Here is a 23,182-nt window from a genome sequence, read left to right on the forward strand (position 1 = left end):
ATATCGAGAGGTGTCGCATGAACACCAGGTCTGGAGCGCTTGAAAACCCGGCGTTACACTTGTATCCACTGTCCATGGATAAGACGCCTAAAAGTAGCGGTACCCCCATCCCAGCAACCTGGGTCGATCCTGAACGCTGGCTCGCAGCGATTGTCGAATCATCCGATACGGCAATTATGGGCGAATCGCTCGACGGCATGATTACAAGCTGGAATCGCGCGGCCGTCCAGATGTTCGGATATTCAGCCGAAGAAGCGATCGGTAAACCGGTCTTCTTTCTTGCATGGCCCGGCGAAGACGAGAGAATGCATGAACTCCTCCGCATCGTGCGGAACGGTGAGCGCATTGATGGATTCGAGACAGCGCGCAGACACAAGGACGGCTCACAGGTCTTTGTCTCTCTCAGCATGTTTCCCGTTAAGGATGCTGACGGGACGATCGTAGGTATCGCCGAGATTGCCCGGAATATTACCGACCGCAGACTGGCCGAGGAGCAGATTGCGCGCTCTCATGCGGAAGTGCTTGCAGAACGCAAGTTCCGGGAGATGATCGAGGAGGCTCCTGATGCAATCCTCGAAGTGAATCAGACCGGGTACATCGTGATCGCCAATAAGACCTCCGAGACACTTTTCGGGTACACACGCGAGGAGTTGCTCGGCCAGCCGGTCGAGATTCTTGTGCCGATGCCCCATCGGGGCAATCATGCTGATAATGTCGCGAGGTTTGTACGGAGCGGCAAGACCCGTCCCATGGGACAGGGACTGGACCTGAATGCGCGGCGAAAGGACGGATCGGAGTTTCCTGTCGAGATCAGCCTGAGCCCTATCAGAAGCGCGCAGGAGGTTCTGATCGTTGTCGTCATCCGTGACGTATCGGAACGCCGTAAAGCCGAGCAGCAGCTGCGCGCGCTCCAGGAGGGTTACTTCAATGAGCTAGTGGCCCGCCAGCATGAGGCGGAGCGTCTGAATCGCCTGAAGAGCGAGTTCATGGCAAGCGTAAGCCACGAACTGCGAACTCCATTGCATACGATCATCGGGTTTACCGACCTTCTAAAAGAAGAGAGCAACGGGACTCTGAACGCGAAGCAAACCCGGTTTGTCGAGCATATCCAGCGGGATTCAGAGCATTTACTCGCCTTAATTAACGACGTGCTGGATCTCAGCCGTATTGAAGCCGGCGGACTTTCCCTGCAGACCGAACAGATCGACGTTACCGATCTGCTCCATCAGACAACGGAGTCAGTGCGAGGCCAGGCGGCTGCTAAAGGAATCATCCTTCAAACAGAGTACGAGGCGGACCTCTACGCCTCAGCAGACCGAACCCGGGTACGGCAGGTCCTCTTAAATCTCCTCAGCAATGCAATCAAGTTCACCCCTGCCGGCGGATCGGTAACCATCACAACCGCCATCGAGGATGAATGGATCCGAATCTCAGTCCGTGACACTGGAATCGGCATCGCACCTGAGGAACATGAGCTGATCTTCGATAAGTTCTATCAAGCCGCCGTTACCACCGGCGGCGTAAAAGAAGGAACTGGCCTGGGTCTGACCATTAGCCGGCAAATCGTGATGATGCACGGGGGACGGCTGGAGGTGAACAGTACCGAGGGAGCTGGAAGCGAATTTACCTTCACATTGCCACAATGGGTCCAGTGATTTGCATCACTGCTGCCCTTCGGCCTGCATCATAGACTTGTACTTGATTTGAGTCTCTCAAGGCTCATTTTGAGGTGATTCCAGTGAAGTGTCTGATAGCCGATGATGCAGACGGCGCAAGAGAGCTGCTTCGGTATGTTCTCGAAGGCCAGGAAATCGAAGTGATCGAAGCCCGCGACGGTCAGGAGGCCATTGATCTGGCTCTTGAGCATACGCCGGATTTCGTCATCCTCGATATCGGAATGCCCAAAGTTGATGGCTTCGGAGTTGTTTCAGCACTACGCGGTATGCAGATTTTCAACGCCACCCCAATTCTGGCACTCACGGCAGCCAGTGGTGACTTGAACCGCCGCGACTTCGAAAAAGCCGGGTTTACCGCGTGGCTTCCGAAACCCATTCGGCCGGCCATTATCCGGCAGGCGCTCGCGGATTTCACCTGCTGAGTGCAGGGCGGGAACCGAGCCCGTATTTTTTCATCTTGTATCGCAGGGCGTCCCGTCCAATGCCCAGCTTGCGGGCGGCCTCAGATTGATTCCAGTTTGTCTCGCGCAATATCCGCTCCACCACAGCACGTTCCTGACTATCGAGCACAGAAGCTCCCGGATCGTCTACAGCCCCGGCAAGCGCCTCACTGGAAGCACCGACAATGTTCTCAGAAAGATCTTTCACGTCGATCGTCACATTGTCTGTAAGCATGCAGGCGCGTCCAACCACGTGTTCAAGCTCACGGACATTTCCTGGCCACGAATACCGTTCCAGGACACGGAGAGCTCGCTGTGAGATGCCTTCCACCTTCTTTCCGAAGTCGCCGGCGAACCTTCGCAGAAAGAACGAAGACAGCAGAGAAATATCTTCCTTGCGCGCAGCGAGAGGCGGCAGCGTAAGCTCAACCATCGACAATCGGTAGTAGAAATCTTCGCGAAATCTCCCTTCCTTCACTGCCTGCCGTAGATTGCGATGGGTCGCGGCTACGATACGAACATTGACGCGCTTTGCATGTAGCGAACCGACCGGCATCACCTCCTGATTCTGAATAGCACGAAGCAATTTGGCCTGTGTATTGAGTGGCATGTCGCCGATCTCATCCAGAAAGAGGGTGCCGCCGTCAGCTAATTGAAAAAGCCCTGTCTTATCGCGGTCGGCGCCGGTGAAAGCTCCGCGGACATGACCGAATAGTTCACTTTCGAACAAAGTTTCCACCACGGCAGAGCAGTTAAGAACGACAAATTTACCCTTCAAGCCGCTTCGTTCGTGGAGCGCCCGGGCAATCAGGTCCTTGCCGGAGCCTGTCGGTCCCTGAATTAACAGCGACCGGAAATGGGGCGCGACTTTCTCCACCATAGCGAAGAGGTTCCACATCGCCTCGCTTTTGGCGACAAGTCCTTCAAAATGAAAATCCCCGGATTCGTCGCTTCCACTGCTCGCAATCCTTCGTTTTTCGGCGGCTTCCAAAAGGCGGCGGACACGCTCTCGCAGATCGGCGATCTTGACCGGCTTTTGCAGATAGTCCGCCGCACCGTTGCGGATGGCTTCCACCGCTGTTTCCGTCGTGTAATGTGCAGTCATCAGCAGCACATCGATGGTGGGGTCGATGTGCATCACCTGCCGCAGGACCTCCAGCCCGGTCATCCCCGGCATGACCAGGTCCGTAATAACCATGCGCGGGCGAAGCGAGCGTATGAGCTCCAGCCCCTCCCTCGGGTCATTGGCGGTGTGGATCGACAGCCCTTCCCGCTCCAAAGCGGTGCTAAGCAGCTCGAGGCTGCTCATGTTGTCGTCGATGATGACTATCCGGATAACACCACTCATGGCCGTAACTCTGCTGATGGTAATCCATTCAATGGCGTCCCGGGCACCTGCGTCAAATGACGCAGCCTGGGTGGGAAGACGCAGTCCAAATCGGCCGCGCAGGTTGCCAAGTGATTGAAATCACTGGACGCTATGTTTGGCATCACAGGTGCCCTAGAAGAAGCAGATCAGCGACCCTCAAGGAGCCACTATATGTCGAACTGCCAGAACTGCCCCCAAGCCGGAAAACATCCATTTTGTGGGCTTGGTTCTCAAGCCCGCGCCTTCCTCGACGCGAATTCGACAGTCGTAGATTATCCTCGCGGCGCTTCGCTCTTTCACGAAGGAACCTCCAGCGACTCCGTTTATATGCTCTGCTCCGGGCGCGTGAAGATCACAGCCAGCTCATCCGAAGGAAAAACGGCAATCCTCCGCATTGCCTCCGCCGGCGACGTCGTCGGACTTAGCGCGGCACTTAACAAAACTTCCTATGAGACCAGTGCGGAAGCGATCGAACCCTGCAAGATCAGAATTCTGCAGAACCGGCTGCTGATGCAACTACTCACTCAATTTGGCGACGCGTCGATGGCTGCCACAAGCATGATTGCCCAGCACTACCGGGCCGCGTTCCAGGAGATCCGGCGGATCGCCCTTCCTGACAGTCCGGCGGGCCGCGTTGCACGCCTCATTCTCGACTGGGCGGAGAGCGGACGTACGATGCCGGCGTCGACCATCACAATCCCTTTGACGCATGAGGAGCTGGCTTCCATGACCGCGACAACACGTGAGACCGTGACTCGCACCCTGAGCCGCTTCCGCAGGGAAAAGCTCATCGCAACCAAAGGAATCTCGCTTACGATTCTGCAGCCCGCCCAGCTCCGGCAACTCTGTGCATGCTGACGGAACGCGAGAAAGCAGATTCAAACCGGGTTATGCTCTTCCGGATTTTGCCAATTCTGGTTTGCCTGCTCCTGCCGGCGGCGAAAAGTGCCACTGCCTCCTGCGTACCTAACCTCACGCTTTCACTGCCCATCCAGCAGGAGCTGGTACACGGACTGGTAGCGGACACGCCTGTCGCCGCCTTCTACCGGCGATGCCAGTTTGCCCTGGCATGGAATCAGGGGGGACATCCCACCGTTCAGGCCCGGACACTTGCGGCTCAGATACAACGAGCACCTGAATATGGACTCAGGACCGCGGACTATCCACTGCCCACAAACGTTACCGTACCGGACCAGTTTGATGTGGAGTTCACAGCCGCGGTGCTTCGCTTTGCCCACGATCTTCGATGTGGCCGGCTCACACCTGCACGAGCTAAAGCCGATATCGCTGACACCTGCACGGGCTTCGATCTCATCGGATTTGTCTGGAATCTTGCCTGTTCGGACCAACCTGCGATGCAGATCGAAAGTCTGGAACCGGACGCACCTGGATATCGGCGAACCAAGGCTGCACTGCAACTGCTCCTTCAGAGAAGTGGCGTCAGCGTTGCTCTTTTGCCTCCGTTCTCTCGCACACTGGCTGCCGACGACACCCCCTCACTCCGAACAGCCCTTCTGCAAAGAATGACTCTGGAACTCGGCGACTTTGCTGAAGGTGCAGCCGCAGCCACTCCCTCCCTCTTTTCAGTGGCAATGCAGACCTACCAGGAACAGCACGGCCTCGCTACGACCGGCAAACTCGATCAACCGACATATACGGCGCTCTCCATCCCACTGTCGGAACGGGTGGAACAACTCGGCCTGACCCTCGAACGGTGGCGGTGGACAGCGCGGTCCTTCGATCGTCCTCCAATCGTGGTTAACATTCCTGAGTTCCGCCTCCGTGCCTACGATGACCGCATGAATATCCGTTTCTCGATGAAGGTCATCGTCGGAGGCGCATATCGGCGGCAGACACCGGTCTTTGAAAACAGAATCGCCGCGGTCGAGTTTCGCCCATACTGGAACGTTCCTCCGAGTATTCAGCGCAATGAGATTCTTCCTGCGGAAAAACGCAGCCCGGGATATCTGGCAAGGCACAACTTCGAAGTTGTGCGTAGCCCGAACGGATCCACTCGGATCCGTCAACGTCCCGGCGAAGAAAATGCCCTTGGACTCATCAAGTTCTCGCTGCCGAATGTTCACAACGTCTATCTGCACGACACGCCCAAGCCTGAATTATTCGAGAGAGTTCGCCGCGATTTCAGCCATGGGTGTATTCGCATTGAAAAACCGGATGAGCTGGCTGTCTGGGTTCTGCGCGACCAGGATAACTGGCCCCTGCAGCGGGTACAGGATGCGATGCACGGAAATACCAGTTTTTCGGTGAAGCTGTCGCAATCAATTCCGATTCTGATTGTTTATGGAACGGGCTTCGCGGCGGAGAATGGACGAGTTTACTTTCTCAACGATCTTTACGGCGAAGATAAGAGACTGATCCATCTTCTCCAGGATGTAACCGATCAACGTTTGGCGGAGAATTCCACTCTCTCGGCGATATTTGCCATGTGACAAACCAACATGACAGAAACAGACATCGAACACGAGTGGGCAGGCTTAACCAGCGCTGAAGCCGAGACACGCCTCGCACAGTATGGATTCAACGAGCCTGCAGGAGAGAAACAGCAGCATTGGGTTCTCCAGTTCCTCAAACTCTTCCTGCAGCCTCTCCCGCTCATTCTGCTGATAGCAGCTTGTATCTCTTCATTTATCGGACAATTGCTGGATGCTTCCATCATCGCCGTAATGGTCACGGCAAGCGCCATTGTTGACTTCTACCAGACATATCGATCCCAGGTCTCCATGGAAAAATTGCGCCGGCTGGTCGCACCGACGGGGACGGTCCTGCGCGATGGAGCGTGGGTTGAGCTGGATCGCCGAAACATTGTTCCAGGAGATGTAGTTAGGATGGCTGCCGGTGACCTGGTTCCCGCCGACTGCACGTTACTGGAAGTCTGTAATCTCTACGTGCAGGAGGCCGTCCTCACAGGCGAGTCGCTGCCTTCAGTAAAGGCAGCGGCATCCGACACCCGGAATAAACGACTCAATCAGGTTTATCTCGGGACCTCGATCGCGAGCGGGTCAGCCATCGCCTCTGTTGTAAAGACCGGGGCTGCCACTGAGTTTGGCGAAATAGCGCAACAATTGTCGGCAACGCAGGAAGAGACTGATTTTGATCGGGGCCTGCGGCAGTTTGCCCTGCTCATCAGCCGGGTTGTCCTCTTCCTCGTACTGTTTGTCTTGCTCGCGAATCTAGCCGTTCATCGCAGCGCTTTTGAGTCACTGCTCTTTGCCGTAGCCCTTGCGGTCGGGTTAACACCCGAGCTGCTTCCAGTACTCACGTCCATCACCCTGGCAAAGGCAGCGATACAGTTGGCGCAGAAAGATGTGATCGTAAAGCACCTCTCCGCCATTCAGAATCTGGGAAGTATCGACATTCTTTGCAGTGACAAGACCGGCACACTCACTCTCGGCGAGATGCATGTCTTTCAATCGCTTGACTACAGCGGAGTAGAAGCTCCGGAGCCGTTGCGCACCGCGAAGCTTAACAGCCTGTTTGAGGCAGGTGTTCATAGCCCGCTGGACGCAGCGATTCTGGAGGCGCCGCCCCCCGCCGGCGAGGCAGCAACAAACGAAGACTGGGAGAAGCTTGACGAGCTCCCCTTCGATTTCGAGCGCCGTCGCCTGTCGATCGTCCTCAGCAATCGTCAAGAGATCCGCCTCATCTGCAAAGGAGCCCCGGAGGGTCTACTTCCGCTCTGCACAAGCGTGGGCGTAGCAGGACATCCAGTCCCCTTAACTCCCGAGGCGCGAAAGACTGCAGAACGGACCCTCGTGAGACTGGCAGACGATGGCCTCCGGGTCCTCGCTGTCGCAGAACGAGGAATACCATCGAAGCCTCATTACGTCCCCTCCGACGAGTGCGATCTTACACTGGTCGGTTTCCTTACCTTCACAGATCCGGTCCGCCCGGACGCTGCAGGCGCCATTCAGGAACTCGCCGAAGATGGCGTCGCCGTAAAGATCATCACCGGTGACAACGCGGATGTCGCAAAACATCTATGTCAACAAATTGATTTCGATACAGGTGAGGTTCTCCTTGGAGACGATCTGGATCGCATGACCGATACGGCTCTCGCCATCCGGGCCGAAAAGTCGAACCTTTTTGCTCGTGTCTCACCCGCCCAAAAAAGCCGCATCCTCCGGGCGCTCCGCTCGCGAGGCCACGTGGTGGGGTTCATCGGGGACGGAATCAATGATGCGCCTTCCCTCCGCGCTGCAGACATTGGAATTGCCGCTCCTCACGCCGTCGACGTAGCCCGGGCTGCCGCTGACATCATTCTCCTCACCCCCGGTTACAGCATTCTGCACCAGGGAATCAGGTCAGGGCGCAACGCCTTCGGCAACGTCATGAAATACCTCATGATGGGCACCAGTTCCAACTTCGGCAACGTATTAAGCATGGCCGTCGCAGCCGTCATGCTGCCCTTCCTCCCCATGTCTCCTACCCAGGTATTGTTGAATAATTTCCTCTACGACATGTCCCAGATCCCAATCCCCACTGATAACGTAGATCCGGAATACTCCGCTGTTCCGCGGTCATGGGATATGACATTAATCCGCCGCTTCATGCTGCTGGCCGGTCCTATCAGCTCTATCTTCGATGTCGTGACCTTCTATGTGCTTCTGCACTTCATGCATGCAGGTGAAACAGAGTTTCACACGGGCTGGTTCATCGAATCTCTGTTTACCCAGATCATGGTGCTGCTTGTCATCAGAACTACCAAGGCTCCCTGGAGGAGCCGGCCGAGCCGGCCGTTGGCGATCAGCATGCTCGCAGTTCTGGTCATTGGATTTCTACTGCCGGTATCCCCTGCCGCTGGGTATCTAGGTTTTACGCCACTCCCGGGGGGATATTATCTCTTTCTGCTGGTGACGATTACGCTCTATCTGGGCATGGTCGAAGCCGCAAAGCGCTGGCTGCTCGCTCCGGCATCGCGGCGTCTGCCGCGAGCTGCAGTCTCTCAGGCCTGACAGTTCGAGGTGGCGCGACGAGGATTGATGCCTGTGTCTGCCTGTCACCATACCCGATTCGTCAGCAAGGACTGCATGCATGAAAGCATCGGTATGCAGACTTCCTTTCATCAGGGCTTCCGCTTCATCCCGGTGGCACCAACTCACATGCGAGAGCTGCCGCGCTCTCCGGGGTGTCGGCTTCGATGATTGCGAGGTCTTCCTCGTCGACTGATAGCTGAGCTGCCAGTTTCCGCAATGTGCAGCGAGGACCTATGAGTAATGGGCGGATCAGGCGTCTTCGCTCCGCCTCTAACGCTCCAGCCAGCGCCTCGAGACTGCAGGGCCAGCAGACCGCCATCGATAGAGGTTCCCGTTCCTGCGCACAGCGCAGGATTCTATCGAAGAAAACCGAGGTTGGAGAGAGCAACTCCGTAGTATTCATATACGCCATGTAGGATCGACCTCCTGCGATATTCATTGTTCGCTGGAGGCAATTTCCATGACGATACGGCCATCGATCTTACCTGCCTTCATTTGATCGAAGATGTTGTTGATGTCTTCGAGTGCTGCGGTCTTATAGGTAGCCTCGACCCTGCCCTCCGCGGCAAAGCTCAGGCTCTCGGCCAGATCGCTGCGAGTGCCTACGATGGAGCCGCGCAATGTCTTTCGATTGAGCACCAGGTCAAAGATCGATACCGGAAAATCCCCCGGCGGCAGGCCGGTGAGAGACATGATTCCCTTCCGTCTGAGCAGGCTCGTCGCAAACGAGAAGGCCTTTGGAGAGACCGCGGTAACGAGCACACCATGTGCTCCTCCGCCGGTTGCATCGATGATGCGCTCCGCGGCGCCTTCCGATCCTGCGTTGATCGCAAAATCAGCGCCCAGCTTCATCGCCAGATTCAGCTTGTCCTCGGCGACGTCAACCGCGGCAACATGTAACCCCATTGCTTTGGCATACTGCACTGCCATGTGACCCAACCCGCCAATGCCGGAGATCACCACCCACTGTCCAGGACGGGTCTCCGTTTCTTTCAGCCCCTTGTAAACCGTCACACCGGCGCAAAGAATTGGGGCAATGGAATTGAAGTCTATATTCGCCGGAAGATGAGCTGTGTAGCCTGGGTCAACGAGAACATATTCAGCGAAGCTTCCATTCACCGAATAGCCGGTATTCTTTTGCTGTTTGCAGAGAGTCTCCCATCCAGTCAGACAGAACTCACAGGCGCCACAGGCACTATGGAGCCAGGGAACGCCTACACGGTCGCCTTCTTTTACCGTTTTGACTCCGGCGCCCACTTTCACAATGACACCAGCGCCTTCGTGGCCAGGGATAAATGGAGGAGCAGGCTTAACAGGCCAATCGCCCATAGCGGCATGCAGATCGGTGTGACATACTCCCGTCGACATGACTTTCATCAACGCCTGTCCGGGACCGACCTCCGGTACCTGAACCTCTCGGATGTCAAGCGGCTTTCCAAACTCAGTGACGACCGCTGCTTTCATCTTTGCCATTGAGAACGCCTTTCCATGTATGGGGTCTCCCGAATACCACGGGCATTTTCAGCTTGCCTCTATCCAGCTAACATCGTGAACGCCAAACAATCCCGCTCGCCGCGATCGCCGGCCAGTAGAGGTATTGGGCGAAGAGCGACGAGCGGGCGATTGGATCTTCAATGGCCTTTATGGTGGGCATGTGCGGCCGGCTGGCTCTTTTCCATGTGTAGCCGATCGCCGGTTGGGCGGGAGTTCCAGATCCGCCGCGCTACTTCTATTGCATTCGATGCATTCTCCCGTGGATGCCGGCTTTCAGCAGCTACCCGGGGAGTTCTGTTGTTCGCTGGTGCCGGTTGCCAATACCAGGGCGTGTGCTGTGATGGTATGTGCTCCGGCATCACATATTCCGATATCTCTATGCGGGGCTGCACCTGTTCCCCAGTAGGACGCCAGCACTGAACCACATACTTCGGTGTGCAAGCACTACAGAACCAGATCATCTTTTTTGTCATCCGCTCTTCTTTGGCCGTATCAACAATTTGTAGAGTGCCAGACTGCAGGAACTTCTCCTGAGCGTCACACCCGGGAATCGCGCATTTCAGCATGGTCTCCTCCTCTCCATGAGAGCGTTACAGCAGTTGCCGGCAGAGGCAGTGATGGAGGTCACAGACCTCGATGGAGGTCACAGAGACCTCGATGGAGGTCACAGACCTCGATGGAGGTCACGGCCCCTTACGCCGGAGCCCCTTCTCCCAGGCGTCCATTGACGACAAGGATCGGGCACTCCGCATCGTGAATCAGCTTGCTCAATGTGCGCCAGGCTGCGTGATCTCCGAGGGCGCCGTTATGCCGACATCCGGTTAAGATGAGTTCGGTGCCGCCCAGGTTTGCCGCTCGAAGAATGCGCGGCGCCGCCTGGCCATGATCCACTTGCACGTGTGCCTTGAAGTACATAGCGGCATCGCGAGGCAGAAGATGCATCAAACGCTCTTCCAAATCTTTGCGAAGCTCCCGCTGAGGCGGACCGACACGATTCACAACATGCATCACGGTAAGCGTCGCCTGCATCGTCTTCCCCAGAGCGGCGGCATACTGTGCGGCTCGCAACGAACCGAGCTCAAGATCCGCTGCGAACAGGATCGACTGCAGTGAATCGACTCGCCTGGCGTTGGGACCAACAATCAACACGGGGCATGGCGCCCGGCGAATAAGAGATTCCGCTGAGGAGCCGAACAGCAGCTTATCCAGCCCCTGCGCTCCCCGCGAGCCTGCAACCACCAGATCGACATGATGCGACCGCACCACCTGTTCGACCTGCAGATCGAGCGGCCCTTCTTCGACACGCGTCATACATGGAATGCGGGCGAGATCGGGAATCGATTCGACCTCCCGCGCCATCGCCGTTTGAGCCGCTGCCATAGCCGCCTGCCGTGCTTCCATTCCGAGGACGTCGCCATACCGCACCTCCATGGACGGTAACGCATGCAGCACAAAGATCTCCCCGGCGAACAGCGTGGCCAACCGTACGGCATCCACCAGGGCCATATGCGCCTGTGCCGAAAAGTCAGTCGTCACGAGTATTCGGCGAAATGAGACGGGAGTTGTCTCCAGGTGGGCTGAGTCGAGGATCATAGTGGCCATGGCAGAGGAACCTCCTGCCCTTATGGTGTGGAATGAGGATAAATTCTGCGGTGACGCCCGTCACTTATGAGCTGCAAAACTAGCGTGGTGAATCTAGTGCCGGGTACCCATTCATGGGAACCCGAGTGGAACACTGGAGCAAAGCTCGAATCGGTAGGCGAGGTAGGCTTCAGCCCACGGTCTACACGCCTTAATAGAATCGGGCTTTAGCCCTGGGCCTTCTCAGTCCGTCAGAAAAGGCCCAGGGCTAAAGCCCATTTCTTGTTAGAGCTAACTACGGTGGACCGAAGCCACCTCTCCCAACCGGTTTTAAATCATTCCTCAGCCGCTACTTTTTTTCGGAGTCGGTAAAGATGTTCTTAGGACACATTGCGTGGACTCCCACGTTTCCGTCGACCAGTTCGGTGATGTCGAGATCGACAGCAACGCTGGAGAGCATGTAGGCATCGTCACGCTTCATATGCTTTTCCTCGACCAGAAAGTCGATCATGTCGCGCAGGGCGTGCTCTGTAGCTTCTTTCAGGTCGGGGCTGAAACCCATCGTGATGTAGTGGGTTGGCGTTTCCGCACGTGGCCAGTTCAGCTGCTCCTTCTTATGAACAACGAACCGGAAGGTCCCGGTCAGGAAAGTCTCCATTGCGGTGATATCGACCTCACCGTTTCCCTGGCCTGCGTGGCCGTCGCCTGCTTCGAACATGGCTCCCTTGGCCGCGACGGGAATATAGAGGGTGGTCCCGGCTACGAGTTCCTTGTTATCCATGTTGCCCGCGTGGGCAAACGGTTCGGTGCTGCCGACCTTTCCGGCCGATCCGGCGACTCCCATGCTTCCGAAGAACGGATGAAGCGGGATGTCGATGCCAGGGGCGAAGTGACCGATCATCTTCTCGCGATCCAGCGGAATGATCCGGTTGCGGCTGTAGGGGAACTCCATCGGCAGGAAGCCGCGGTGCAGACCGAAGCCGTTGCAGGCGAAGTTCGCATCGATATCCACCTTCAGGATCTGCACTTCGAGGACATCGCCCGGCTCTGCCTCTGCAATCTCTACGGGCCCGGTAAGGATGTGGCCACCCGGTCCTTTCTCGGCCGCCGGATAGTTCTGATAGACCTCATCGTTGTAGGCAGGAATATCTTCGCGCTTGACGCCGCGGGCAATCAGCCTGTCGGCCGGACCGCAAGTGGAGAGGGTCTGCATCACGACGGTATCTCCGCTATGAACGGTCGCGGCAGGATGCATGCTGCCGTAGTAACCCCACGAGACGGTCTTCGAGGTGGCCTTCACGACCACAGGCTGCTGACCGAACGCCGGAAGAAAAGCCAAAGGAACGATTGCTGCCAACGACGTACACCTGCGCATTGCATCTCCTGACCTGCGTTAGAAACACCTCTTCCCTTCCAGGAAGAGGTGTTGGTTAGAACTGATACTTCAATGCGAACTGGATCAAACGCGGAGCCACTGCAGAGGCCGTGATCTGAGAGTAGCTCGCGGCGCCGACCGTGGTGGAAGGATTCGCATACTGCGGATGGTTCCAGGCGTTGAAGAACTCTGTCCGGAAGACCAGCGTGCCGTCCTCATGCAGGCCGCCAACCCTGGTCTCCTTCGAGAGGGTCATATCCCAGTTGTCATTCCCTGGACCGCGGACGATACCGATTCCACTATTACCGTATTCTGTCGCATCCACACCGCCGACCTTCACGCTATACGGAACCGCCGGAGCAACGGCCCACGGTTGCGCCGCGCTGCCATTCAGGCCCGTATTCAGATAGGTGTTGGTCTTCACCCGGTTCAGCATAGTGCCTCCCTGGTTATTGAGGACGTCGTTATTTCCTTTTCCGGCGATGAACTGAGCGCGGCTCGCGGTGCGATACGCCGTGCCGTTACGGGTGTCGGTAAAGGTGAGCGGCTTGCCGGATTGGAAGGTAGAGACGCCGGAGAACTTCCAGCCGCTGGTCGCCACACGTGCGAAGCTGCCGCCATTCTTCCATCCCGGAATCTGCCAGGAGTAGGTCACCACCAGGCGATGGGTGCGGTCATAGCCTGCAAGACCATAACGCGCGTAGCGATTGTTGGGATCGTTGCTGTTGCCGCTGCCGCCGGAAAAGACTCCGTTATCGCCGTCGCCGCCGGTCACGGTCGTCATCACTTTGCTCCAGGTGTAGGCAGCCTGAACATACACACCCTTGCTGACCTGGCGACGGAGCGTGGTTTGGAGGCTGTGATACATCGAGGTGCCGTAGGTCTCAATCCGGTTCAGGCCTCCGGGGGCAACACCCTGATACGGAACGCGGGCAGCAATGTTTGCTGAGTCAAGCGAGTTTGTTGTGACGCCGTTGATCGGGTTGCTGGGGCTGGCGAGATAGGCACGGTTGATTGCACGCGATTCAGCAAGACGAGTGCCACGCGTACCGACATAGCCGACTTCGCCTACCAGGCGCTTCGGGAGCTCCTTCTGTACGTCGAGGTTGTACTGCTGCACGAAGGGCGAGTCGATGTTCTGGGCAACTGCCGTTACCGGCAAACCACTGGTGTTGGTTGACGAGTACGGCATGAGCGGGCGCCAGATACCAGGGGTCAGCACTGTCGTGAACGGTGTCTGGAAGGTCGCGGTAGCATTTGCCGTGCCGCTGATAGTTCCGGAGGAGCTGACGAAAGGCTGATTTCCCAGTGTCTGCAGCACCGAGTTCGCATTTGGCAGGGTGTAGAAGACTCCGTAGCCACCGCGAACTACGGTCGACGAGCTGGCGCCCAGGGGCTGCCAGGCAAAGCCGACACGGGGACCGAAGTTATGCAGGGGCAGGTCGTTCTCTCCCAGGCTCATACTTCCAAGACGCTTCACTCCTGCTGGAGGATTGGCGGAAGAATTAGCCGGCACGACAAAGCCCTGATAGGTTCCACCCACGGGAACCGGCCGGAAGGGTGTCACCAGGGACGGCCAGAAACTGGTCAGGACACCCTTGTTGGTGCTGACACCGCTGTTGATCTCCCAGCGGAGACCGGCATTGACGGTAAGGTTCGATGCCAGCTTGATGTCGTCCTGCAGGAACATCGCCATGCTGGTGCCGCGGTAGCCCTTGTAGTAGCTGCCCTGCTGGCTGCTGCTGGAGTTCACATTGCTGTAAGAGCTGTGATTCTGTGCCGCACTGAGACCGAGGACGAAGTCCTGAAAGGTCTGGAAGCTCAAAGCTCCACGCTTATTGTTTGGATCGTCGAAGTTGAACTGGTTCTTTTCACCGAGGAAACCGGCACGAATACTCTGTTTCCCATGCGTCCAGTTGATCTGGTCGCTGATCTCGAAAGTGTTGACCGCAGACATGGAGACGTCGTTGTTCACACCGCCCAGGCTGAAGTAACCCGTGACGGACATGATCGGCGTCAGCGGATATGCCGGATCGCTGGGAGCTGTCATTCCGATCTGGTCGAAGCGCAGGTTCGCCTGTGTCTGCAGATTGCCGGTATTGCGGACATAACCGATGAGCCCCTCGTTGAGCAGGTGCGCGTTCAACGCAGAGGTAAGCTTGAGCACCGCAACCTGGCTGTTGAACTTTGGCGTCACGCCGTTGCCGGGAGTATTCGAGGTGCTGCTGAAGGGCTTGTCCTGGGGCTGGTTCGAGTAGAAGTAGCGTTCTGCAAGGGTGTGCTTTTCTGACAGGACATAGTCGGTGTTCACCATGAACTGATCTTCACTGTAGTGAGAGGGCAGGCTGAAGGTGGAAAAGCCTACGGGATTTCCGTTGGCATCGGTCGACATGCGCTGCGGCGTCGGAATCAGATAGGTGCCGTTCGCGATCTTCTGATTCAGCAGGTTCAGCGCCACCGGGTTGATGTTGCTGCCATCGCAGGCAACTTCCGTCTGCGAACCCGTATTGCTGTAGTTGCCGCCGTTGAAGGGATGCCAGCGCGCATTTCCATTGGGACATGCAGCACGTCCGACGGCGCCTGCGGTGCGATCGTTGGTCAGCGGAAAGAGTGTGTTGGTAACCAGCGAGCCGGCGCTGAGACCGTTCACCTGCCGCGTGCCCTGATAGGAACCGAAGATAAAGAGCTTGTCCTTGAGGATGGGGCCGCCGAGCGTGCCACCGAACTGGTTCTGCTTCATGACCGCGCGCTTCTGGCCGTTCATCTTCAGAAAGGTGTCGTTCGCGTTCAAGACATCGTTGCGAAGAAACTCCCATGCCGATCCATGCAGAGTGTTGCTGCCCGATTTAGTAATGACGTCGACGTTCGCGCCGGCATCGCGTCCGAAGCCCGCATCATAGTTCGTCGTCTGGATCTTGAACTCCTGCAGCGAGTCAGGGTTCGGGACGGCGATTCCGGCCTGCTGCACGAAGTCACCGGCGCGGCCGGAGCCGAAGTTGTTGATGTCGGCGCCATCCATATGGAAGTTGTTGCTGATGCTGCTGGCGCCGTTCACGTAGACATCCTGCGTGCCCTTGCCCAGCGTCGCGGCATTGTTGACGTCTCCGGCTACTCCGGCGGACATCGTCAACACCTGCGTGTAGTTCCGATTGGTAAGAGGCACTTCGCGGATCGTCGTGCCGTCGACGACGGTTCCCAGAGTGGCATTCTCGACCTGCAGGGGAGCCGGAGTTGTGCTGACCTCTACCGTCTCTCCTTCACTGCCGGCGACCATCTGAGCATCAGCACGAGCCGTCTCCGTCACAATCACCGCGATGGGAGGAACGACCTGTGTCTTAAAACCGGGCGCAGTGATGCTGACCTTGTAGGTCTCCGGCGGCAGCAGGCCGACAGCAAATTGTCCATCGCCATCGGTCTTTACCGAGCGCACCTGCGAGGTCGCGTTCGACGTTACGGTCACGGTGGCATTCGGAATTACCGCACCGGTCGGATCAGTGACCGTACCACGAATGGCTCCGGTAGTTGACGTTTGCGACACACATGCCTGGGTAAGCAACAGTCCTGCAGCGACACTAAGGAGAGCACCCCTGAGGGAGTTTTTCCAGTTCATCGAAGAACCTCTTTTTCGTTGGGTGCTTTGATTGTGCGGAAACAATTGCCGTTTTGAAATTCGGTTAATTACGGAAAAATGGCGCGTGAATGCTCCGTAGTTCTACGTAACACCGGAAACAATCGACTGTTTCACGAGGTGCGAACAGGATAGGCCGCGCCATTTTTGTTAGAGTGTGGCAACACCTATACGGTACGGAGCTCTCTCGTCCTCATGCGTACGTTCGTAGTATCAGCATCATTTGTCTTTCTGACTCTATCCGCGTTGTCACAACGTCCAGCTACCGCGGTGGACACGTCGAGATACCTCTACGGAAAGAACTCCGCGACCAAGGTGCTGGAGCACGTACGCGTAATCGATGGCACAGGCGCAGCCGTGAAGGATGACCAGACCGTTGTGATCGAAGGGACGAAGATCGCAGCCATCGGGACATCGGTGAGTGTCCCTGCAAATGCGGAGGTCTTCGACCTGACGGGATACACCGTGCTTCCAGGCCTGGTCGGAATGCACGATCACATTTACTACCTGCAGCGGCCGAACACCGATGCACAGGGATCGGAGGGGCCTACATTGCTGCCGCAAATGACCTTCTCCGCACCGCGCATGTACCTGGCGAATGGCGTTACAACGATCCGGACGGCGGGCTCCGTGGAGCCGTTTGCGGATATCAACCTCCGCAAGCTGATCGACAGCGGACGCATGATCGGCCCTCACGTAGAGCCGACTGCACCCTACCTGCAGGGCGTGAGCGACATCTTCATGCAGATGCATACGCTCACTGGTCCTGAAGATGCCAGAGAGTTTGTGAGGTTCTGGGCGAATCAGGGCGCAAATAACTTCAAAGCGTATATGCACATCACGCGCGCGGAGCTGCAGGCAGCGATCGAGACAGCGCATTCCCTGCACCTGAAGGTTACGGGACATCTGTGCTCTATCAGCTATCCGGAGGCCGCGGAGCTCGGTATCGACAATCTGGAGCATGGATTCTTTGTGAATACCCAGCTCGATCCGGAGAAGAAGCCTGACACCTGTTCGCGGGAGACGGGTGCGGCCACTCTTGCGAAGATGACGCCTGAAAGCCCAGAAGCAGCGGAGTTGATCAAGCTACTCGTCGCCCATCATGTAGCAATCACAAGCACGCTTCCGGTATTCGAAGCCGGACTTCCTGGTAAACCCACTCTTCGGCCAAAGGCATTGGCGACACTCACGCCGCAGGCACTGGAGGCATATATGTACGGGCGCGATCGTCGCAGTACCGCGCCCGAGACCGAGCTCACGCGGCGTCAGGTACAGAACTATAAGAACGCGACGGCGCTGGAACACAAGTTTGTCGAGGCCGGTGGATTTCTGATGGCCGGGCTTGATCCGACCGGCAATGGAGCGACACTGCCCGGCTTTGGAGATCAGCATGAGGTGGAACTGCTGGTGAATGACGACCACTTCACCCCGATTGAAGCCGTCAGAATCGCTACGCTAAACGGCGCGATCTACCTGGGTGAGAGCGAACGCATTGGATCGATTGAGGCGGGGAAAGATGCGGACCTCGTGATCGTCAAGGGAGATCCTTCAAAGAACATCACCGATATCGAGAACGTCGAGATCGTATTGAAGGACGGCACGGCGTATGACTCGGCCAAGCTTCTGGAATCAGTCAAAGGCCGTTACGGGCAGTACTGACGCGGTCTGTATTGGAGGGATAACGACAGATTCGGATTGCCCATATACCGGGTGCCCCACATACGCGGAGCCTATGTGGGAGTATCGAGCGCAAGCTCGATCCGTCTTTTTGTTGTCATTTCGGAGCGGAGTCAAGAAATCTTCCAAGAGGCAAAAAGCAGATCCCTGCGGGATGACAAAAAAGGCGGTCGCGCGTAGCGCGATACCCCACGCTAAACCCCACCCTTCGCTACGCGAAGAATGGGGCAACAAAGCAGGTCCTTCACTTCTCTAACCCAACCAGCAAAGCTGGCCGGGAACTCCATTTGTTCAGGATGACAGCTCAGATAGCAGCGCGCCCTAAGAAGCATACCCATGTCTAATGGCGTAACGCACCAGGTCGGCGATGGAGTCCAGACCGAGTTTCCGATTAATGCGGATGCGGTGTGATTCCACCGTACGTACGCTGATGCCGAGCCTGGCTGCGGCCTCTTTACTTGTTGTGCCTTCGGCAAGCAGACATAGCACCTGCTCTTCACGCGCGGAGAGAGAAGGCTCTGTTTTTGCGGACGTCTTCTCCGTTCCGTTCTTGCCCAGAATGCCCCGCATCAGAAGATTAGTTGCGGTCTTGGTGAAGAAGTGCTCACTTCTTGATACAGCGCTGACAGCTTCGATCAGATTGTGGTCTGCATCGGATTTCAAAACAAAGCCCTTCGCTCCCGATTGCAGCACTTGATATGCAATGCGTTCAGAGTCATGCATCGTCAACACGATGACGGAGGTCTTCGGAGAACACTGCGTCGATCGTGACGCTACTGCCGAACCATCCAAGAGCGGCATGGAGAAATCCACAATAGCAACGTCGGGCTGCAGTTGCTCGATCTTCTCTGCCGCCTCGAGGCCATTGGAGGCTTCAGCGATCACGTTCCACCCTTCCCGTGCCGCCAGAAGATTCCGCACACCGCGACGAATGAGTTCATGATCGTCCGCAATCAGGATCCGCAGGTTATCCATTGGTTCGTGCCTCCGCAGGCAATGATGCAATCAAGGTCGTGCCGTTCGTACTGCGTTCCAGACGCAGGGAGCCGCCGAGCTGTTCCAGCCGCTCGCTCATGCTGCTCAAACCAACGCCGGCGGGAAGAGTCCCATTGACCTCACAGTGATATCGTTTGCCCTCGTCGAAGACAGTGAGAATCAGGGACTCACCGATTCTTGCCAGAGTGATATGCACAATGGGGCTGCCAGAGTGGCGAAGGACGTTCGCCAGTGCCTCCTGCACCACGCGAAAAACAGTAATCTCCGCCTCATCTGAGAATCGGCCGAGATCAAACTGAAGGTTGAGGTCGACCGCGATTCCGCTTCGCACCTCAAACTCTTTCGAGAGACGTTCGATCACCGGGTAAAGGCCCTCTTCGCCAAGAAGAGGAGGATGCAGCAGGTACGATGCCGTCCGAATGCGCGACGAGCACTGCAATGCAATCTCCTTCGTCTGCGCGACCATATCGCGGAGAACAGGATCGGCGTTTGCTGTCATCCCCTTGAGCAGCGTCAAATTCCAGTTCAGAACCGCCAGCTCCTGCGACATGGAGTCATGCAGATCGCGTGCGATTCTCCGGCGCTCTTCCAACTGCAGCGTGTCGATGGTGTTTGCCATCCGCCGCACCGCATTCTCGGCGCGATTACGCTCTGTGATGTCCTGATACAGGCCGTAGACACCTTCGAGCACCCCGTCGACGATCAGGGGAATGCCATAGATCTCGACGTCGACCATCATGCCGTCCTTGCGCCGGCGCTGCGCGACCGTGTGGACCTTTTCCCCGCGCAGAACGGCCATGCTCAAGGCCTGCGCATCCTCGGTCGTATCAGGCCCGGTGATGAGCTCGTCCAACGTGGTTGCGTGCAGTTCCTCCGTCGAGAACTGAAAGAGCGTGTGGAACGCACGGTTGCACATGACAAAGTCATGCCGAGCGTCGAGGGCAACGATCGCTACGGGACTGTCTTCAAACAAAGCTCTCAGGTGTGCGCCCGTCGTCGTTGCCTCAAAGACTGGAGATACATGTTCCGCCAGATACAACCAATCACACTCACTCATGCTGCCCTCTCGGAAGTCAGGATCAGGGTGATGCGTGTTTTCAATATGTTGGAGGACCCCAGCGAGTCCTCTTACGGTAGATCCACGATGGAGATTTGCTCCTCTGGCTCAGTGAGTGTCTCTGAGTCTCGCAGCCGGCAGGGCGGCCAGTGAGGAGCAGGGATCAGGTTCTTTAGCATCTCGAAATAAATTGCGATACGGATGTAGCTCTCCCCTGGGCATCGATGATGTTTGCCCGGATCGTTCCCATCGCAACGAGCGCCTAGAAATTGTTCGAAATAGAAACGAAGACCGCCGATACAACTGCCCAGGCGGTAACGCTCAGCGAGTGCGTTCCTGGAAAAATTGACCGATTAACATCTGATATATCACATTCCTGTAATTCGTATCCAGCTGTTCTTCCGAGTTCTCACCGTTGCCCTGAGAGCAAACGGTACGCCGTCTGCCGGGCGGATGGATCGTCACTCTTTAGCGCCAGTTCGAGCTGTTGCCTGGCTTCTACCGTCGAGCCTCTGCGAAGTGCGAGATCGGCGAGCGCGAGATGAACCTCTCCGTTTTGCGGACTAGCCGCTGCGGCAGATCGATACTCCTCTTCCGCGGCGGCGGGCTTGTTCTGCGCCATGAGGATGGATGCAAGCTCTAGATGCGCCTTCAGCTGGCCGGAGTCGAGCGCGATCGCCTGACGATACTGCGAGACTGCAGCATCGATCTTTCCGGCAGCAACAGAGATATCTCCAAGGTCTGCATAAAGAGCCGCGGAGCGTGGATCGATATGAATGGCCTGCTGCATCTGCTCCATCGCCTTCACCCACTGCTTGTTCGAGGCGAGCACGAGGGCATAACGATGATGGAGATCCGCAGACTCCGGGTTCGTGCGCAGCAGCGATTGCATGGCTGCTTCCGCCTTCTCCATATCGCCCTGGTCCGCGAGCAGCACCGCGAGATTGATCCTTGCCTCGGTCAAGCCAGGGTCGATCTGCAACGCTCTACGAAAGTTGCGTGCCGCATCGTCCGGTTTGGAAAGCCGTGTGAAGGTCAGCCCCATCAGGTTTTGTGCGTCGGCCATCTCAGGGTCCAGTGACAGCGCACGCTCGAGCGCTTGTTGGGCCTGCTGCACGTTCCCTAACTGAAGCTGGATGTTTCCCAACGTCGTGTATGCGACAGCGTCGTTCGGAGCTGCAGCAACAGCCTTCCCTGCAACCTGCAACGCTTGCGGTAGCTGATGCAACCGAGCGAGCGCCGCCGCCTGCTCCCGCAGCATTGCCGATGTGTGATCGGGCTGTTTGATTGCCTGCTCATACCAGTTAATCGCTTCAGCGTCGTTCCCCGCCCTTGCCTGGGCTGCCGCCAGGGCAAAGTAGAAGCCGGCGTGTTGAGGCTTCTGCTCTTCCAGGGCGCGCTGCAACAGAGAAATTCCTTGCTTAAGATTGGACCCTGCCGCAACCTGAGCGACTGCGTAGTACAGGTTCCCTTCTGGCATCTCCGATAACAGCCGCGGATCATACGCAACGACCTCGCCCTGGTAGGCTGGAATCGTCTCCTGGATAGGCGCCAGCAGATCATCCTTCGGCTTAAACCGCTGGATGAAATGGTCGGTCATCACAACATGAACGGCATCTTCGGTCCGACGCTTCCACATATGGCAGCCAAGGCAGTCAGAGTCGCGAGTCACCGTTGTTGCCGCGAGCCTGGGATGCTCGGCCTGATGGCATCCCTGGCAGACGGCGCGATATTGTGCGGCTCCGGCTTCTCCACGCTGCGGCCGGTGAGGGTTATGGCAAGTGATGCAGGTCATGTCGCTCTTCAGATAGCACTTCGACTTTTGCAGCCGGTATGCCTGATGAGCCACTTCAAACCGGTCCTTCAACGCGGAGCCAGGCGCGTGGTCGAAGGCGATCTCGAAGTCCTGAAGCGGCTCTCCGGGTTTGAATGAGTATGCCGCGCGGTCATAACGACGGACCGAGTTCGGCAATGGAAGGCTCGTCGTTTCCAGGTGACACTGACGGCAGACATCCATCTGGCGCTCACGCGGCAGGTGCGCCGGATTCACAATGGTGGCGCGTACCTTCTCTTTATTCGGGAACCAGGCGCTGGCTGCCTTGACATGTGCTGCCCCGGGACCATGACAGCGCTGGCAGTCGATCCCCTCCGGAAGCTGCTCAGCGAAGGTGGCTCCATCGGACAGACTTCCGCTGCCGGGGTCTGACGATGGATAGCCATTGTGGCAGAACATGCAATCTTTCCCGATGGCACGATGGACATCCATCTGTGTGGCCTGATCGTAGCCGGGACTCATCGCCCAGTAGCCACCCAGTTCGGTGTACCAGCTCACCGGCAGCTCGATGAGCTTGCCATCCGTTGTGCGATGAAGATAGGTACGGGCATGGTTTCCGGAGCCGATCGCGTAGTCCATGCTCTGGACATAGCTCTCAATCTCCTGCGCCGAATCCTGATTGAGCACGCTTCTCCGCAGATAGAGCGCGCCGTCCTGCTGCACCATCTCGTAGCGCTTTCCAGAGGGTTCATGCGTGATGGTATTCCGAGTTTTGAAGTCAGCAGTTTCGGTCTGCGGAGAGACCCGATGGAATGACCGTCCCATGCCGGTCTGCTTATATGTCTCGGCAATCCTGGCATGACAGCGGTTACAGCTCTGCGGAGGCGCATACCCGTTGGCATAGTGCTGATCGTCGCGGGAAGAGATTGCGCGGTGCAGCAGAATTCCAGTGGCGCCCGCCAGCAGGGCGAGCACTGCAGCGGCGATTCGCCATCGTGAGTGCTCAAACCGGAAGAAGGATCGTGGATTCACCAGTATTCACTCTATTGCGTATTATGCATTGCCGTTTGACTATTCTGCATAGAAATTTGTATGGTGGCTGCACACGTCAAAGGGGTATG

14 protein-coding genes and 1 pseudogene are annotated in these 23,182 nt (G+C 57.1%); 6 read left to right on the plus strand and 9 right to left on the minus strand.

Annotated elements, in window-relative coordinates:
- Positions 1-17 precede the first annotated feature (17 nt).
- Together FTW19_RS21105 and FTW19_RS21110 are read left to right on the plus strand one after the other, a co-directional pair.
- Positions 18-1,655, plus strand: a complete 1,638-nt coding sequence (locus FTW19_RS21105; protein ID WP_246153429.1) for a sensor histidine kinase — start codon at positions 18-20, stop codon at positions 1,653-1,655.
- Positions 1,656-1,729: 74 nt separating this feature from the next.
- Positions 1,730-2,098 (plus strand): response regulator, encoded by a 369-nt coding sequence (locus tag FTW19_RS21110; protein WP_147649526.1) that lies wholly within the window; start codon positions 1,730-1,732, stop codon positions 2,096-2,098.
- Here FTW19_RS21110 and FTW19_RS21115 read toward each other — a convergent pair.
- On the minus strand, positions 2,088-3,464 hold the full coding sequence (locus tag FTW19_RS21115) for a sigma-54-dependent transcriptional regulator (protein WP_147649527.1): 1,377 nt from the start codon (positions 3,462-3,464) through the stop codon (positions 2,088-2,090). The two genes, FTW19_RS21110 and FTW19_RS21115, sit on opposite strands and share 11 nt — an antisense overlap.
- Positions 3,465-3,656: 192 nt before the next feature.
- On the opposite strand from FTW19_RS21115, the gene FTW19_RS21120 reads away from it, so the two are divergent.
- Genes FTW19_RS21120 through mgtA form a run of 3 tightly spaced genes read left to right on the plus strand, consistent with a single transcriptional unit; the run spans position 3,657 to position 8,458 of the window.
- Entirely contained in the window at positions 3,657-4,343 is a 687-nt protein-coding gene (locus FTW19_RS21120) for a Crp/Fnr family transcriptional regulator (protein WP_147649528.1), read from the plus strand.
- Between the two features lie 32 nt (positions 4,344-4,375).
- A complete protein-coding gene (locus tag FTW19_RS21125; RefSeq protein ID WP_187143091.1) occupies positions 4,376-5,935 on the plus strand; it encodes a L,D-transpeptidase family protein in 1,560 nt (519 codons plus the stop codon).
- A 9-nt stretch (positions 5,936-5,944) separates the two neighbouring features.
- Positions 5,945-8,458: a magnesium-translocating P-type ATPase gene (gene mgtA / locus FTW19_RS21130; RefSeq protein WP_147649530.1), complete on the plus strand. Its 2,514-nt coding sequence runs from the start codon at positions 5,945-5,947 to the stop codon at positions 8,456-8,458.
- A gap of 124 nt (positions 8,459-8,582) precedes the next feature.
- On the opposite strand, the gene FTW19_RS21135 is transcribed toward mgtA, so the two are convergent.
- The 5 genes and pseudogenes from FTW19_RS21135 to FTW19_RS26495 all read right to left on the minus strand — a co-directional run.
- Positions 8,583-8,891, minus strand: coding sequence for a hypothetical protein (locus FTW19_RS21135; RefSeq protein ID WP_147649531.1), 309 nt, complete (start codon positions 8,889-8,891; stop codon positions 8,583-8,585).
- A 23-nt stretch (positions 8,892-8,914) separates the two neighbouring features.
- The gene (gene adhP / locus FTW19_RS21140; protein WP_147649532.1) at positions 8,915-9,952 is read right to left on the minus strand and encodes an alcohol dehydrogenase AdhP; all 1,038 of its coding nucleotides are present in this window, start codon (positions 9,950-9,952) and stop codon (positions 8,915-8,917) included.
- Positions 9,953-10,666: 714 nt separating this feature from the next.
- Positions 10,667-11,575, minus strand: a complete 909-nt coding sequence (locus tag FTW19_RS21145; protein ID WP_147649533.1) for a universal stress protein — start codon at positions 11,573-11,575, stop codon at positions 10,667-10,669.
- Positions 11,576-11,903: 328 nt separating this feature from the next.
- Positions 11,904-12,929 carry an acetamidase/formamidase family protein gene (locus tag FTW19_RS21150; RefSeq protein ID WP_147649534.1) on the minus strand — a complete coding sequence of 342 codons (1,026 nt, stop codon included), beginning with the start codon at positions 12,927-12,929 and terminating at the stop codon, positions 11,904-11,906.
- Positions 12,930-16,212: 3,283 nt separating this feature from the next.
- Positions 16,213-16,539 (minus strand): annotated as a pseudogene (locus FTW19_RS26495) (carboxypeptidase-like regulatory domain-containing protein); the annotation flags it as partial.
- 213 nt (positions 16,540-16,752) lie between these two features.
- Here FTW19_RS26495 and FTW19_RS21160 point away from each other — a divergent pair.
- Positions 16,753-18,216, plus strand: coding sequence for an amidohydrolase family protein (locus FTW19_RS21160; protein WP_147649536.1), 1,464 nt, complete (start codon positions 16,753-16,755; stop codon positions 18,214-18,216).
- Positions 18,217-18,555: 339 nt separating this feature from the next.
- On the opposite strand, the gene FTW19_RS21165 is transcribed toward FTW19_RS21160, so the two are convergent.
- From FTW19_RS21165 to FTW19_RS21175, 3 genes are all read right to left on the minus strand, one after another.
- Entirely contained in the window at positions 18,556-19,209 is a 654-nt protein-coding gene (locus FTW19_RS21165; protein ID WP_147649537.1) for a response regulator, read from the minus strand.
- Positions 19,202-20,287 (minus strand): PAS domain-containing sensor histidine kinase, encoded by a 1,086-nt coding sequence (locus FTW19_RS21170; protein ID WP_147649538.1) that lies wholly within the window; start codon positions 20,285-20,287, stop codon positions 19,202-19,204. Before FTW19_RS21170 ends, FTW19_RS21165 begins: the two co-directional genes overlap by 8 nt.
- Before the next feature lie 409 nt (positions 20,288-20,696).
- Positions 20,697-23,093, minus strand: a complete 2,397-nt coding sequence (locus tag FTW19_RS21175) for a tetratricopeptide repeat protein (RefSeq protein ID WP_147649539.1) — start codon at positions 23,091-23,093, stop codon at positions 20,697-20,699.
- Positions 23,094-23,182 lie beyond the last annotated feature (89 nt).

Source organism: Terriglobus albidus (assembly GCF_008000815.1).
Lineage (GTDB): Bacteria > Acidobacteriota > Terriglobia > Terriglobales > Acidobacteriaceae > Terriglobus > Terriglobus albidus_A.